The organism is Sphingomonas sp. CFBP 8760, assembly GCF_014841615.1.
Classification (GTDB): Bacteria; Pseudomonadota; Alphaproteobacteria; order Sphingomonadales; family Sphingomonadaceae; genus Sphingomonas.
Genome location: NZ_JACYUG010000002.1, coordinates 269,411 through 285,342 on the forward strand (window position 1 = coordinate 269,411; position 15,932 = coordinate 285,342).

General features: G+C 66.7%; 10 protein-coding genes, 1 tRNA gene and 1 pseudogene. 6 read left to right on the plus strand and 6 right to left on the minus strand.

Going from position 1 to position 15,932, the window contains the following annotated elements; genetic code table 11:
- Positions 1-5 precede the first annotated feature (5 nt).
- From IFT82_RS04170 to IFT82_RS04185, 4 genes and pseudogenes are all read left to right on the plus strand, one after another.
- Positions 6-1,097: a branched-chain amino acid aminotransferase gene (locus IFT82_RS04170; RefSeq protein ID WP_192124804.1), complete on the plus strand. Its 1,092-nt coding sequence runs from the start codon at positions 6-8 to the stop codon at positions 1,095-1,097.
- A 46-nt stretch (positions 1,098-1,143) separates the two neighbouring features.
- Positions 1,144-1,218, plus strand: a tRNA-Gln gene (locus IFT82_RS04175).
- Positions 1,219-1,493: 275 nt separating this feature from the next.
- A complete protein-coding gene (locus IFT82_RS04180; protein ID WP_207105724.1) occupies positions 1,494-2,006 on the plus strand; it encodes a hypothetical protein in 513 nt (170 codons plus the stop codon).
- Positions 1,952-2,269: pseudogene (locus IFT82_RS04185) on the plus strand (transposase); the annotation flags it as partial. The gene IFT82_RS04180 and the pseudogene IFT82_RS04185, both read left to right, overlap by 55 nt.
- A gap of 99 nt (positions 2,270-2,368) precedes the next feature.
- On the opposite strand, the gene IFT82_RS04190 reads toward IFT82_RS04185, so the two are convergent.
- The 4 genes from IFT82_RS04190 to IFT82_RS04205 all read right to left on the minus strand — a co-directional run bounded on the left by IFT82_RS04190 (position 2,369) and on the right by IFT82_RS04205 (position 12,528).
- Positions 2,369-3,139, minus strand: coding sequence for a ThuA domain-containing protein (locus IFT82_RS04190; protein WP_244646478.1), 771 nt, complete (start codon positions 3,137-3,139; stop codon positions 2,369-2,371).
- A gap of 23 nt (positions 3,140-3,162) precedes the next feature.
- A complete protein-coding gene (locus tag IFT82_RS04195) occupies positions 3,163-6,312 on the minus strand; it encodes a glycosyl hydrolase family 28-related protein (RefSeq protein ID WP_192124810.1) in 3,150 nt (1,049 codons plus the stop codon).
- Positions 6,313-6,414: 102 nt separating this feature from the next.
- The gene (locus tag IFT82_RS04200; protein ID WP_446740940.1) at positions 6,415-9,459 is read right to left on the minus strand and encodes a TonB-dependent receptor plug domain-containing protein; all 3,045 of its coding nucleotides are present in this window, start codon (positions 9,457-9,459) and stop codon (positions 6,415-6,417) included.
- A 39-nt stretch (positions 9,460-9,498) separates the two neighbouring features.
- Positions 9,499-12,528: a glycosyl hydrolase family 28-related protein gene (locus IFT82_RS04205; protein ID WP_192125104.1), complete on the minus strand. Its 3,030-nt coding sequence runs from the start codon at positions 12,526-12,528 to the stop codon at positions 9,499-9,501.
- Between the two features lie 241 nt (positions 12,529-12,769).
- Between IFT82_RS04205 and IFT82_RS04210 the strand changes: the two genes are divergently transcribed.
- Complete coding sequence (locus tag IFT82_RS04210) at positions 12,770-13,270, plus strand: gluconokinase (RefSeq protein ID WP_244646480.1); 501 nt, start codon at positions 12,770-12,772, stop codon at positions 13,268-13,270.
- Between the two features lie 16 nt (positions 13,271-13,286).
- Here IFT82_RS04210 and IFT82_RS04215 read toward each other — a convergent pair whose 3' ends face one another.
- Complete coding sequence (locus tag IFT82_RS04215) at positions 13,287-13,964, minus strand: FadR/GntR family transcriptional regulator (RefSeq protein ID WP_192124812.1); 678 nt, start codon at positions 13,962-13,964, stop codon at positions 13,287-13,289.
- A 25-nt stretch (positions 13,965-13,989) separates the two neighbouring features.
- Positions 13,990-15,339, minus strand: coding sequence for a GntP family permease (locus IFT82_RS04220; protein WP_192125108.1), 1,350 nt, complete (start codon positions 15,337-15,339; stop codon positions 13,990-13,992).
- Positions 15,340-15,676: 337 nt separating this feature from the next.
- Between IFT82_RS04220 and IFT82_RS04225 the strand changes: the two genes are divergently transcribed.
- The gene (locus IFT82_RS04225) at positions 15,677-15,892 is read left to right on the plus strand and encodes a helix-turn-helix domain-containing protein (protein WP_192125110.1); all 216 of its coding nucleotides are present in this window, start codon (positions 15,677-15,679) and stop codon (positions 15,890-15,892) included.
- Positions 15,893-15,932 lie beyond the last annotated feature (40 nt).

Here is a 15,932-nt window from a genome sequence, read left to right on the forward strand (position 1 = left end):
ACGAAATGTCCGCCCTTGTGCCTGCCGCCTTCCGCCACGATCCCCATGCCGCCCCGGTCGAAGCGGCGGAGCGGGCCAAGCGATTGATCGATCCGGGTTTCGGACGCGTCTTCACCGATCACATGGCGGTGATCCGCTATTCCGATCAGGCAGGGTGGCACGATGCGCACATCACGGCGCGGGCGCCGCTGCCGATCGATCCTGCCTCATCGGTCCTGCATTATGCGCAGGAGATATTCGAGGGGATGAAGGCGTATCGGCTGGCCGATGGCGGCACCGCGTTGTTCCGGCCGCAGGCGAACGCAGCGCGGTTCCGCGATTCGGCACGGCGGATGGCAATGGCGGAACTGCCCGACGACCTGTTCATCGAATCGATCGAGCGGCTGGTCGCGGCAGACAGCGACTGGATTCCCGAAGGCGACGGGGCGCTCTACCTGCGGCCTTTCATGATCGCGTCGGAGGTGTTCCTGGGCGTGAAGCCGTCGGCGGAATATCTCTACATGGTCATCGCCTCGTCCGTCGGCGCCTACTGGAAGGGCGGGGTGCGGGCGATTACGGTGTGGGTCAGCCGCGATCATACCCGTGCTGCGCTCGGCGGTACCGGTGCGGCCAAGTGCGGCGGCAATTATGCCGCCAGCCTGATCGCGCAGAAACAGGCGATCGCGCATGGCTGCGATCAGGTCGTCTTCCTCGATGCGGTGGAGCGGCGCTGGGTGGAGGAACTGGGGGGCATGAACCTGTTCTTCGTCTTCGCCGACGGCAGCCTGCAGACGCCGCCGCTGACCGGTACGATCCTGCCGGGCATCACCCGTGATTCGCTGCTGACGCTGGCGCGCGACGCCGGCCTGACCGTGCGCGAGGAGCCCTATGCGATCGACCAGTGGCGCGCCGATGCACAGAGCCGCCGATTGGTCGAGGCGTTCGCCTGCGGCACGGCGGCGGTGGTGACCCCGGTAGGCCGCATCGCGGATCGCGACGGCGACTTCACGGTCGGCGACGGCACCGGCGGCCCGGTGACCGACCGGCTGCATCAGGCGCTGGTCGCGATCCAGCGCGGCACGGCCCCCGATCCCCATGGTTGGCTGCATCGGTTGTAAACGGTCTTCCCAACCACGCGGGCTGCGCTATAAGCCCGCGCTCTGCTGGGGCGTCGCCAAGTGGTAAGGCAGCGGCTTTTGGTGCCGCCATCCGCAGGTTCGAATCCTGCCGCCCCAGCCAATTTCTCGCTAAGTGATTGATTGAACTGGCTAACCCCGGTCCGGATGCCCCAGTGTGTACAGTCGGCTGCGCCAATGGGGTGTGCGGGGAGATCAACGTCCTTGGCCTCGCTCCAGCATGTCTATGGCCGCGGCCACATTTTCTGGTGGCGCCGGGTTCATTATTCGTTCCATGATAAGCCCATTGATGTCCGCCTGTCGCTCGGGACCCCCGACCGGCTGCAGGCGCGTCACCGGGGCGCGGTCCTGACCGCGTCCTATGATCGGGTGGTGTCCATGTTGAACGACCGTATTCGCGCCAGCCGCGGCCTGACCGAACGCAAGCTGCAGGCGATCGCGAGGGCGATGCACGAGGAGCGGCTGGCCGAGGTCTGCACAGAACAGCGCGCGACGCCGGACGATGCCGAATATCACTCGGCCACCAATCGCGCCTTCGTCGACTATTTCCACCGTCTGACGTCGCGGGGCGGACATATGTCGTTCCTGCCGGACGAGCAGAGCGCGCTCGAAGCACAAGGGTGGGACGCGCAGCGCATCGCTGACCTGAAGACGGTCATCGCGTTGCGCGAGAACAAGGGCGTCAGCCCGATCCGTAAGGACGAGATCGACCGCCATCTCGCCGCGGCCGGCTTCGCGATCGACGACCGGTTGCGCTGGATGGTCGAGCTCGCGCTCTACCCGACCTATCGCGGCGTCTATGCCGATGCCGAGGAGCAGTTGCGCACATTGGTTGGCCGAAACTCGGCGCCTGCATGGACAACGCCGAGCACGACGTGCTCGCCTACATGACCTTTCCCGAGCAGCACCGGGTGAAGCTGCACAGCACCAACCCGCTCGAACGGCTCAACCAGGAGGTGAAGCGCCGGGCTGACGTGGTGGGCATCTTCCCCAACGAGGACAGCATCATCCGTCTTATCGGCGCCGTGCTCCTCGAGCAGAACGACGAGTTCCAGCTCCAGAACCGCTACATGCAGATCGAGGGCATGGTCGCTCTCGCCACACCACAGATCGAGGAGGTGACGCCGCTACAGATTACACCCAAGGCCGCCTGAACGATGCGGCCCGGGGCCACACCCGAAATTACACCACGTTGACGGACACGACCTGACCCAAAGCGTCCTGGGCCTCGGTGCCGGCATCCCCGAAGGCCATTATGGTCGGCGACCGAGGCCGGTGGCGCTCCAGTGGATGCCGCCCATCAGGTGGCCGAGATAGGTCGGGTCGCGGTACATTTCGCCGTTATGGCCCAGCGTGGTGACGAACACGCGGCCACCCTCATACCGGTGGTGCCATGCGATGGGGTGATCGCGCCCCATTGGACGCGATACCTGTCCGGGCCAGATCTTCGTGGGATCGTAGCTGGTTTCGTCGACGTTCAGCACCGGATCGATCGCGATGCGATATGGATTGGTGGTGACATAGAACTCGTCGCTCCACAGCCAACGGTCCGGCAGGCCAAAGGTGGCGGGGAAGCCACGATCGACGACGGTCACGACTCCGGTCTGGAGCATCGGGTGCACGCCAACGGCACGACCGACCATCTTCTCGTACCATGGCCAGTCGTTCGCCGGCATGATCGCGGCACGGTGGACGACCATGGCATTGCCACCGGCTCGCATATACGCCTCGAAATTCCGGCGCTGCGGCTGGGTCAGTTCGCTTCCGGCGGTGTTGAGGAACATGATCGCGGCATATTGTCGCAGGTCGCCTTCAAATATCTCGGTCTTGTTGGTGAAAACGAGGTCGAACGCATGAAGCTTCGCCAGCTTTTCCAGGCTGTCCCGGGCAATGGGGATGTATTCGTAATGGTAGGTGCTGGGCCGGGCGAGGACGAGCAGCTTGTACTGGTTCTGCGCCTCGGCCGACAATGGCGACGACAGGGCCACGACGCTTGCGAGGATGGGGACCAGCCGGTTCATCATCTTACTCCTGTCGGTGCGCCGGCTCATGGCCGGACGCGGTAGAGCGAACGGTGGGTCAGAACGAACAGGGTGTCCTCGTCCTTGCCGCCGAAGATCAATTGCACGGGCCGCTCCGGCACGTCGATCCGGCCCAACGCCCGACCATTGCGATCATGGACGAAGACCTGGCCGTTCGCGATGAACACGCGTCCTCGCCTGTCGGTCGCCACGCTTTCGCCGCCGCGATCTGCAAAGGGTTTCAGATCGGTCAGGCTGCCGCCTGGGCCGACGAGGGCGCTGTAGGTGCGTGCCTCGGACGCGTTGCTAACGTGGATGCGCTCGCCCGGCCGCCCCCGCACGAAGCCATAGGTGTCCAGCGCATGCGAGAAGCGGCGCGCACGGAAGTCAGCTGGCCCCTGCTGAAAGGTACGATAGGCAGGCAACACCAGACTGCCATCCGGTGAGACATATTCGCGCGTGCCCGGCACGACGACGTCGCGGGCAAACATATCCGCCAGCGTTTCGAAACGATAGGTCGCGACATCCAGCCGATCCCGGAATTCGCCATTGACCCACCAGTTGCCGGGCAACGCCGTGGCCGCGTTCGGGTGAGAGGCGACGCGGGTCGGCGGGATGATCGTCAAGGCCAGTTCCGACGATCCGGGGCGGAAGCCGTAGACGGTGCCGTCGCGCCCGGCGGCGGACAGGACCATCAGGTTGCCCGATGCGTCCGCCGCCAGATTCACCGGGTCCAGCGTGTTGTCGCGCTCGATCCCCAGCCCGGTCGTATCCGACCAGCGATAGATGCGCTGCTGCGTGCGATCGACGAAATAGAGCGTACCGTCCGGCGTCACCGCAGCACCGCCAAGCGCATCAAAGCCGTCGGCGATCTTCTCCACCCTAGTCGTGCCCGCTGCGGACGGGGCGGTGGCGCTCGGCGTGGCGCTCGGCGTGGCGGGGCCTGGGACGTCGAATGTGGCGAATTGACGCTCGCGGACCTGTCGACCGCGCGCCATGTCGACGATCGCGTTCTCGTAGGGGAATTTGTTGGCCCGCAGGAACGTGGCGCAGCCATTCTCGTCGCAGGTGCCCAGCCCGCTTTCGGCATTCACATGCATATTGCGAAAGCGAATGCCGCTGCTGTTGTATAGGGTGACCGCAGCCGGTTTCGCCTTGGCGGTCCGGGTGACGCGATAGGCATGAAGGTTGGCAACCAGAATATCGCGCGAGTCCCTGATCTCCAGCGCGACGGCATCCCGGCTCTCGCCGCCTTCCTCCTCGGTCTGGGGGGCGATCAGTTCCCAGTTGGCGACGCGGTTGAGTGCGATCTCGACCCGGCCGTGATGTTCCGCCGACATCTGGTAGACATGGCCCGGCGTCTCGGTATCCGACACGTACAGCCCGGCCTGGGCATAGGTGTTCGGCGTCCAGATGTTGTTGAACGTGCCGCCGCCCCCCTTGGTCACCCACAGACTGGGATATTGCGCGTCCCACCGCTTGGCGGGATCGGCATCGCCGGTCGCGTTGGCGTTATAGGGGATGAAGCGCTTGCCGCCGGCCAGATCGGTGCCGTGCCCGCCCTGGAACTTGACGTCGTCCACCAGCGATTCCGCCCCTGCCGTCCATAACAGGGCAGTGGCGCGGGGATTGATACCGCCGGTGAACAGGCCGATGCCCGATACGATCGCATCGCCGCCCTCCGCCGTCTGGACCAGCGCCTTGGGCGCGCCGACGCCCTGATAGGCGGGCGTGCCGTCGGGCAGGATGATCTGCGTCAGATTGGGATGAAGCGCGATCAGCACGCTGTCCCGCCGGAGCCGCAGCGTATCGGTGACGATATAGCGGCCCGCGGGGAAATATACCGTGCGATGCGTGTCGATCGCGCGCTGGATCGCGACGGTGTCGTCGGTGCGATCGTCGCCCTTCGCGCCGCCGTCGCGGACATTGTACCAATCGCCGCTGGCCGGCAGCGCCCGGATCGCCGCGGTGCGACGCGGGGGCAGGGCGGCGAGGGGCGATGCCTTCATCGCCGTATCATACTCGCCCATCCGGTCGAAGCCGGGAACGGCGAGGCCGTAATTGAACCGCGCGACGCCATAGGCCCGACCCGATCCGCCGACCGTCCTGCCGCTGTCGCGGAAACGGGCGAAAACGGGGGTGTTCGCCGCCAGCGCGTTTTCGAACGACACCTGGGTATAGGCGTTGCCCTCGTTGGAGACGACCACGGCGGCGCGTGACACGTTCTCGAAGCGCACGTCCTTGCCGAACAGCCAGTCGCCATAACCCTTGTCGATATCGATGCCGACGGGGGTATCGCTGATCGCGACGTTCACCATCGTCAGCCCCGCCTCATGCTCGCGGATCGCGGCCTCGCGCTGGCCTTCGAACGTCGCGTCGATCAGGGCGAAGGGCCAGGCGGGGGACGGTTTTTCGGTCAGGATGCCGTATCGGCCGCCGCGAAAGCGCAAATCCTGTCCGATGTTGCCGACCTGATAGAGCCCGGCGAGGGCGGAGCCGAGATCGAAGTCCATATGCGTGACGAAGGCATGCTGGGCGGCGTGGAACCGGATCGCGGCGGCGGCCGGATTGCCGGCGCCGATCCGGATGTCGATATTGCTGATCCCGGAATAGAAGGTGCCGGGATTGGCATCGGCGATCATCGGATCGAACGGCACGCTGCCGGGCACCGGGAACGGTACGCGCGGCCGGGCGGCGGGCCGGCCGTCGTCGCTTCTGACACCGTCGCCGTCGCGGCGGGCACCGGCGAAGACGATCATGGTGCCGAGGCCGCGCTGGAAACCGGGGGTGCGGTCGCCCAGCACGATCCGGGGCCGGGTCGGGCCGGTGCCGAACAGGCGGACGCCCGGCCACAGGAACAGGGTGCGGGTGATCCGGTATTCGCCGGCGGGCAGGAAGACGATGCCCCCGCCGCCCCGGTCGGCGGCCGCATCGATCGTACGCTGGATCGCGGCGGTATCGTCGGCCCGTCCGTCGCCCCGGCCGCGTACCGTCAGGGCGCGCGCATCGGTGGGGGCGGTTTGCAGCGTGGAAAGGCCCCGTGACGATACGGCCCGCGACGATACGGCCTGTGAAGACCCGGGGTGGGTCGACGGGGTTTGCGCCGATACGGGCGCGACCGTGGCCACCAGTCCTGCGGTCAGTGCCGTCCGCACGATCGCGATCCTGAACTCCATGGTGCCGGTCCTTCGGGGAAAAGGCCCCGGCCGGATGGCCGGGGCAGGGGGGAACTCGATAAGCCGCGATGCCGTATCCGTCAGCATCGACAGGGAATTTTCCTAGAAATTGAACCGTACGCCGACCCGGTACACCCGTCCGATGATATCGTAGAGCGCGGGATTGATGTCGACGCCGGTATTGGTCTGCGGTGACGGCGTCGGGTCGCGGTTGAACAGGTTGTCGACCTTGAAATACGCGTTCAGGCCCTTGCCGAACGTGTAGCTACCGCCGACGTCGAAATAGAACGCACCCTTCATCCGGTTGAAGTCGATGGTCGGCGCGTTGGCGGTCGAGGTCGGGCAGTTCGTCTGGCAGACGATGTACTGGTTGCCGAATACCCCGTCCGAGAACCAGCGCTGCTGGAGGAGGAGGGAGAACTGGTCCTGCGTATAGGTCTGCGTCGCCAGCCATTTCCACGATGGCGTATTGCCCGAATTCGCGCCGGCGCTGTCGACCGGCATCGTGCGCGGCAGGCCCAGGTCGGTCACGAACTTGCGGACATGGGTGGCCAGCCCGCGCAGGGTGAACGTGCCGGGCAGGCCCAGTGGCTGGCGGTATTGATAACTGGCCTCGATATCGAAGCCCTCGGTCTTGATCGAGGCGAGGTTGAACGGCTGCACGTTGACGAAATTGCCCTGTCCGCCGGGACCGTCGAGGAAGAATGCGCCGCACAGCTGGGTGACGCCCTCCTGGCAATAGTTCACCAGCTGCTGGGCACCGAGCGCCGAGATCACGTCGCTGATCTTGATGTTGTAATAGTCGACCGAGACGCTGAGGCCGGGCAGCCATTTGGGCCGCGACAGGACGATGCCCAGTTCGGTGTTGCGCGCGGATTCGGGCACCAGGTTCGCGTTGCCGATCGTATTCTGCGAAATGACGACCGACGTGTTGGTGAACGGGTTGGTGAAGTTGGGCACGTTGACCGAGATCGGTGCCGCGAACAGTTCCGACAGGTTGGGCGCGCGGACATCGCGCGAGGTGACCGCGCGCAGCCGCACGCCGTCGAGCGGCGTATCCCAGGTGCCGCCCACCTTCCACGTATAGACGGTGCCGGACGTGCTGTAGCGGGTGGCGCGCCCCGCCACGTTCAGGTTGGCGCGGCCGAGCCCGTCGGGATCGTCGAGCAGGGGGACGTTCGCCTCCAGATAGCTTTCCAGCACCGTGAACACGCCGCGTCCCGCGCGGTAATTGCCGGCGTACCAGTTGCCGCCGCCGTTATCGAACAGCGGATCGGCCGGATAATCGGCATTGTACGCGGTCGCCCCGGTCAGGATGCCGTTGCCATAGGGGTCGGAGGTGACGCGGTAGAACTCGCGCCGCCACTCGACGCCCGTCGCGATCGAGACGCGGCCCGCCCAGGTGGCGAAGGGATCGCCCGACAGGTTGACGCTCGCCACGTCCTGCGTCTGGCGGGTGTGCTGGAACGGCCCGTTTTCCGGCTGGAGGTATGACAGCGCCGCGGATGACGGGGTCGCGCCGCCGAAGATGTTGAGCGGCTGGCATCCGTTGGCCCGCGCGGCGACGTTGCGGCAGACGATGGTGCCGTTTTCGCGCACCGCGTCGATCGCCTGAAGATAGCGGCGCGGGATCAGCATGTTCTCGACGGTGATGTCGGTGATGTTCTCGCCATGCTCGTAATAGGCGTCGTAGCGCCAGTCGGTGCCGAATGCGGCGAGCTTGCCGGTCGCGCCGCCGACGAAGCGATATTGCTTGCGCGACGGGAAGACCTTGATGTTGGGCAGGATCGCGTTGGTGACGCCGTACCGGAAGCCGGTGATCCCGGCGGTGGCGCAGGCGGCCGACACCGATTGCGGCAGGAACGGGTTGGCGCAACTGATGTTCAGGCTGGTCTGAGCGGCGCCGGGATTGGGCTGGTTGCTGGTGTCGACCTGCGACAGGTTGACCGTCGCATAGACCTCGTTGTCGGCATCGATGTCGAACCCGATGCGGCCATAGCCGTTATAGCGGTCGAGCCGGGATTTCAGCGTGGTGCCGATCCCGACATTGCCCGACAGGTCGCCGCCGATGCAGAAGCCGACATAGCATCCCGCGACATCGCCATTGGCATTGCGTCGCGGCACCCCGTTCGATCCGTAGTTGAAGGCGAAGGGCTGGCCCGACTGGTCGAAGGCGATCCCCTGCAGCGGACCGTTGTTGATGAGGCCGTATTTGGTGTATTGATAGGCCTGCGCGTGTTCACGGTAGTTGAACTGGGGCGCGCCGTCGTTGGTGATGCCGCGATTGACCAGCGTCGCGGTGGTGTACCAGTCGCGACCGGCCGGGCCTTCTTCCCCGTAACCGCCGGGGCCGATGCCGCCTTCGTGCGAATATTCGCCGCTGACGATCAGGTGCAGCCGGTCGTTCAGGAACGAGGTGCCGAAGGCGAGCTGCGCCAGCACCTGTTCGTCGTCGCCATAGTCGCTGATGCCGCCCTGCAGGTTGCCCTTGATCCCCTTGAACCGCTTGTTGGTGATGAAGTTGACGACGCCGCCCACCGCATCGGAGCCATAGGAGGCGGACGCGCCACCGGTCACCACGTCGACCCGCTCGATCAGCAACTGGGGAAACTGGCTGATATCGGGCACGCCCGTGACGTTCGCGCCGACGACGCGCTGGCCGTCGAGCAGGGTCAGCGTGCGAATGGTGCCGAGACCGCGCAGCGAGAACGAGCTGAGTCCCTGTGTCCCGCTGGAGGTGCTATTGGTGCCGGTGGTGACGCCGGTCGATCCCTGCAACGACGGCAGCTGCGCGATGCTGTTGAAGACGTTGGGCTGTGCGTTGAGCGCGAGTTGCTCGGCCCCGATCACGGTCGTCGGCGTCGGCGCGCTGAAGCCGTTCGACACGATCCGCGATCCGGTGACGACGATGTCGCCGGAACCGGCGTCGGCGGGCGTGTCGGTTTGTTCGATCTCCGTGCCGATCGGGGGCGATGCCGGCGTCTGCGCCGCCGCGGGGTCTTGCGGCAGCGTCGCCGCCGGGTCCTGCGCCAGCGCGGCGGTGGGGAATGCCAGCGCAAGGGCGATCAGCGGGGCGAGCGGGCACGCCGCCAGCCGGCGCCGCCTGCCAAGGATGCGCGAAGAAGGGGGATTCTCGATCTCGAACACGGGGCTATCCTCTCCTGTTGGTTTTGTTTTTGTCGTTCGTCACAGTGCCGCGGCGTAGAGCGCGTGGTGGGTCAGGATGAACAGGGTGCGGCGGTCGGCACCGCCGATCAGCAGTTGCAGGGGGCGTTCCGGCACGTCGATCCGGCCGATCTCGCGACCGTCCGCGCCATAGGCGAACACCTGTCCGTTCGCGACGAACACCCGGCCGCGATCGTCCGCCACTACGCTTTCGCCGCCCCGATCGGCGAACGGCTTCACGTCGACCAGCGCCCCGCCGGCGGCGACGGTGCCGCGATAGGTGCGGTTCTCGGATGCATTGGTCACGAACACCGGGTCACCGACCTTGCCCGCGACGAGCCCATGCGCGTTCAGCGCATCGGACCAGCGCCAGCCGGTGCGGTCCGGCGGACCCTGTTCGAAGGTGCGGAACGCGGGCAGCACGACGCTGCCGTCACCTGACACATAGGCGCGGGGCTTCGCCGTGCCGACGTCGCGCACGAACATTTCGGACAGGGTGGTGAAGTGATCGCGGGCGGGATCGTACTGGTCGCGGAATTCGCCGTTGTTCCACCAGTTCACCGGCAGCAATATCCGCGCATCGTTCCGGGGGGCGGCCGATACCGGGGCTGGCACCGGGGCCAGCGTGGTGACGGCGGTGGCCGGCCCGTTCGGATCGATCTGGTACACGGTGCCGGCGGGTCCATAGGATGACAGGACCATCAGCTTGCCCGACGCATCGATCGCCAGGTTCACCGGGTCCAGCGACTGGTCGGACACCACCTCCAGACCCTTGGCGCCGGTCCAGCGATAGATGCGCTGGAACCGCCGTTCGATGAAATACAGCGCACCGTCCGCGCCGACCGCCCCGCCGGAGAGCGACCAGAACCCATCGTGCAGCTTGCGTACGTCGCTGCCACCCAGCCGCGATACGGCGGGCGCGACCGGTTTGGCCGGCACGTCGAGCGCGGCGAATTCACGCTCGCGGACGTCGAGCTTCGCGGTCTCGTCGCGGATCGCGTTCTCGAACGGGAACTTGCTGGCACGCAGGAAGGTGCCGCAGCCATTGGCATCGCAGGTGGCGAAACCGCTTTCGGCGTTCACATGGACGTTGCGGAAGCGGATGTCGGACGAATTGAACAGCTTCACCGCGGTCGGTGCCGGGTGGAAATTGCGGGTGACGCGATAGGCGTGATAGTTCGCGATCAGCAGATTGCTGGAATTGCGGATTTCCAGCGACACCGCGTCCATGCCCTCGCCGACCTCCTGCTCGGTCTGAGGGGCGAGCAGTTCCCAGTTGCGGACATTGTCGAACACGAACTCGTTGCGGACGTGATGTTCGACCGACATCTCGTAGATGTGGCCCGGCACGCTGGTGTTGGTGGCGTAGAAGCCGGCGCTGGCGAAGGTGTTGGGGCTCCAGATGTCGAAGAACGTGCCGCCGCCGCCATCGACCCAGATGCTGGGATATTGCGCGTCCCAGCGATTGTCGGCGACCGGATCGCCACTGCCCGCCCGCCGGCTGCCCAGCGGCTTGCCGTCCGCGGTGGGGCTGCCGCCACCGCCCATGATCTTCACGTCGTTCAACAGGCTGTCCGCGCCCGACCGCCACAGCACGGCCGCCGCGCGGGGATTGATGCGGCCGGTGAACAGGCCCAGCCCCGATACGATGTTGCGTCCGCCCGTCGGTGTCTCGACGATCGGCTTCACCGCACCGATGCCGGCATGACCGGCATTCTCGTCCGGGATCACCAGCTGCGTCATCGCCGGGTGCATTCCCAGCAGCACGGTATCCGGGCGCAGTTTCAGCGTGTCGGCGACCATGTAGAAACCGGTGGGGAAATACAGCACGCGATGACTGTCGATCGCCCGCTGGATCGCGGCGGTGTCGTCGGTCCGCCCGTCGCCGCGTACGCCCAGCGACCGGACGTTGGTCCATTGCGCGACCGGCGGCAGCTCGCGGATGGCCGGTGCGGGGGCAGGGGGCACGCCGGCCAGCGCCGCGATCCGCACGTCGGTCGCGGTGGCGCCCACCGTCTCCAGCCCCCGCACCTTCACGCCGTGGCTGAACGACGTGACCCGGTAGGCGCGCCCCTTGCCCGCGATGGTGCGGGCGGCATCGGCGAAGCGGACCAGCGTCGGCACGTTCGTGGCGACGGCATCGTCCAGCCCGATCTGGGTGAACACGCTCTTCTCGCTGCCGATCAGCAATCCGGCGCGCGATACGTTTTCCAGCCGCAGGTTCTTCGCCCACAGCGAATCGCCATATCCCTCGTCGATGCGGATGCCGACCGGGGTGTTGCGGATCGCGACGTTGACCATCGTCAGCCCGGCTTCGTGCTCGCGGATCGCGGCCTCGCGCTGGCCGTCGAAGGTGGCGTCGACGAGCGTGAACTGCCACGCGGGCGACGTCTTCTCGCTGACGATGCCGTATCGGCCGCCGTGGAAGTGCACGTCCTCCATGACGTTGCCGGCCTGATAGACCCCGGCGAAGCCCGAGCCGAGGCGGAAGTCCATGTGGCTGAGGAAACCGTGCTGCGCGACGCGGAAGCGGACGGCGGCGGCCCCCTGATTGCCCGCGCCGATCTCGATGTCGATGTTGCTCATCGAGGAATAGAAGGTGGCGGAATTGGCGTCGCGGACCACCTTGTCGCGGGGAACGACGGTGGGGACGGGCACGGGCACGTCGCCGACCGAATACTGGTCGCCGCCCGAGAACACCACCATCGTCGACACCCCCTGCTGGAAGCCGGGGGTATTGTCCGCCAGCAACAGCACGGGGCGGGTCTGACCGACGCCGAACACGCGGACGCCGATCGGCACCACCAGGGTACGCGTCAGGCGATATCGACCCGATGGCAGGAACACCAGACCGTGCCCGGTCTTGTCGCGCGCGGCGTCGAGTGCCCGCTGGATCGCGGCGGTGTCGTCGGCGCGGCCGTCTCCCCTCGCCTTGACGACGACGGCGGCGGGATCGTCGGGGCGGGTGGCCAACACGGACCCTGGCTGGATCGAGGCGAAGGCAGGTGTCGCCATGGCCAGTGCCGTCGCCAGCGCGGTTCCGAATACCATCCGCCGCTTTGCCGCGGCCATCAACATGCCAGCTCGCATCGCCGTCCCCTTTGTTGCGATCTCGGTCGTTCGGACGTTCCATCGTCCTCGCCGTATCGTGATACGGGTTGGCGCCCGGCCAGACACTCGGGACCATGGTCTTAGTTTTAGCCGTTCGTTCAACGGCGTAGCGATAAGGTATGGATGCGTGAGCCGGGGGCAGCGAGTGGATCGGACAAGGGCTGGGCGGAATGACGAACCCATGGCGATCGTCGTCATGGGCGTCAGCGGTAGCGGCAAATCGACTCTGGGGGCGCTGTTGGCCCGGACGTTCGACTGCGCCTTTCTGGAAGGCGACGATTTCCACGCGCCCGACGCGATCGCGAAGATGCGGGGCGGCGCGCCGCTGACCGACGATGATCGATGGCCCTGGCTCGACCGGCTCGGCCACGCGCTGGCGGCGGAGGTGGCGGATCACGGCTGCGTGGTGGCGGCCTGTTCCGCGCTCAAGCGCACCTATCGCCAGCGGCTGGCGATGGCGATCGGGCCGGGCGCCCGGTTCGTGCTGCTCGACAACGATCGGGCGGTGCTGCTGCACCGGCTGAGCAACCGGCCGGGTCATTACATGCCGCCCAGCCTGCTCGACAGCCAGTTGCAGACGCTGGAGCCGCCGCGCGCCGACGAACCGGTGCTGACGCTTGATTCGAACACGTCGCCCGACCGGTTGTGCGCGGCGGTCGCAAACTGGCTCCTGGCGACATGACGGCGGGTGCGGCGGCCTAAGGCATCAGCCGCTTGCGCCCTTCGGACAGATGCCAGCGCATCGCCAGCGAGGCGGCATCGCCGTCCTGCGCCCGGATCGCGTCGACGATCATCTCATGCTCGCGCATCATCGCGCCGATCACTTCGGGCGGGCGGGAGCGCGAGATATCGACACCGGCCCGCATGACCCGGTCGATATCCGGGAACAGTGCGTCGAACGCGGCGAGGAACGCGGGGTTGGCGGTCGCCAGCACGATGCGCCGGTGCAGTTCCATGTCCTCGTCATGCGCGGGCGCGCTGGACAGCAGCGCGATGCGCAGCGTCGCCAGCGCCTCGTCGATCAACGCCATCTCGTCCGACGATCGCCGCGCCGCCGCCAGTCGTGCCGTTTCCGCCTCCAGCACGAAGCGAACCTCGTACGTGCCGAGCGTCGCCGACAGGCCCTCCGTGGGCATGAAGGCCAGCATCCGGTCCGATGGGCGGCTCTTGATGAAGGATCCCGCCCCCCGCCGCGCCTCCGTGATGCCGTCGGAGGCCAGTCTCGCCAGCGCCTCGCGCACGATGGTGCGCGACATGCCGAACCGCTCCGCCAGTCCCGCCTCGGATGGCAATCGGTCGCCGACCGCCAGGTCGTCGACATGTATCATTTCGACGATCCCGGTATAAGCCCGGTCCGCCAGCCGATCCTGGGTCATCCTGCCGCCTTTCCCGCCGCCCGCATCAGAACAGCTGGCTGGCCAGCATTACCAGCATCAGTCCCATCACCGAAATCACCGTCTCCAGTACCGACCAGGTGCGGAACGTACCCGGCGTGTCGGTGCCGAGATAGCTTTTCACCAGCCAGAACCCGGGATCGTTGACATGGCTGAAGAAGACCGAGCCGGCCCCGATCGCCAGCACGGTCCACTCGGGCGATACGCCCGTCGCCGATACGACCGCCGGCATCACTCCGGCGGCCGTGATCGTCGCCACCGTCGCCGATCCCGTGGCCAGCCGGATGCAGACCGCGATGCCCCAGGCGAGGACCAGCGGCGACAGCGATGTGCCCGCTGCGGCCCGAACCAGCAGATCGGACAGGCCCACCGTGACCAGCACCTGTTTCAGGGCGCCACCGGCCCCGATCGCCAACAGGATCGCGCCTGCGGGCAACATCGTCTCGCGCCAGATCGCCGCTTGGATCGGGGGGCGAAGCGCCGCGCGTCCGAACAGCAGCGGCAGGGCGGCGAGGCACGCCACCAGCAGCGCCAGCACCGGATTGCTGGCGACCGACAGCCAGCCGAACCGCGGCGCGATGGCCGCAGGCAGCAACGACTCGATCTGGCCCGCCGCAATCAACGCCACGGGAAGCAGCACCGCAACCAGTGCCCGCCGGTTGCTCGGTGCGGGTACCTCGATCGGCGGGGTGGCCATTGCCGGCTCGCCCAGCACGATCCCACGCGTGGTGAAGCGGGCCAGCAACGGCCCCGCGACGATCGCCGTCGGTAACGCCACGATCAGGCCGTACACGATGGTGAGACCCAGATCCGCATTCAGCGCATCGACCGCCAACAGGGGGCCGGGATGCGGTGGGACGAGCGCGTGGACCACGGACAGCCCGGTCACCGCTGACAGCATCAGGCGCAACCGGGCAGCGTCGACATTGCCGGCCAGCACCGGTAGCGCTGCGGCCGCAGACGCCACGATCGGCAGCAGGAGGACGAGGCCCGTCTCGAAGAATAGCGGCAGGCCGATGACCAGGCCGACCAGCAGGCTGGCCCAGGGCGCACGGGCCGGGCTGCATAACCGCAGGGCGGATCGGGCCAGACCCGCCGCACCGTCCGACAGTTGCAGCATCGCGCCAAGCGCCAGACCCAGCGCAACGACCAGTCCGGTGCCGCCCAGAATGTCGCCGGCCCCCTTCTGCACCGCCTTGGCGGTGTCGGCGGCGGGCAGGCCGGCCAGCAGCCCCACCGCGAAGGCGCCGCAGAGCAGGCCGATAAACGGGTGGAACCGCGCCTTGACGATCAGGCCGACCGAAAGGGCCACGCCGACGATCGCGGCCATGATGAGCTGGGTATCGGGGCCGTTCATCGGATGGGTGCCGTGCCCATCGATCCGGTTCGTTCGTCCGTCATAACGATCCTCCCACCCATGGCGGACAATCACGACCCCATGGGCCATGTTGCTGCCTTTCGCCTAATCTGTACGACAGCATAGGCGGCTGTCCAACAGAATTTAGCTGATTTAGGTCGAGTAACGAAGAATCCACTTGAACCTGTCCAACCAATTCCATTAGCGTAGCGATACTGACCTATGCCGCGGATGACGGTGGGGTCTGGCGAGAGGAGGCGTTTGGGGCATCATGGACAGATATCAGGATGACGAGCGACGGGCAGTGGATGCCAGGACCGCGACGGCTGCCGCGACGATGGCCGCAGCGCGGCTGACGCCGACCCAGATGAAGGTGATGCAGGGTGTCAGCTTCGGGCGACTGAACAAGCAGATCGCCTTCGACCTCGGCATCGCCGAAAAGACGGTCAAAGCGCACATGACCGCGCTGATGCGCAAGCTGAACGTCAGCAACCGGACGCAGGTCGCGGTGGTGGCGCAACTGCTGGATCACGGCCGTCGTCTGGCAAGCTAGACGGATCGCCGATGGGCGACGCGAGGCCGGCGTCGCACCG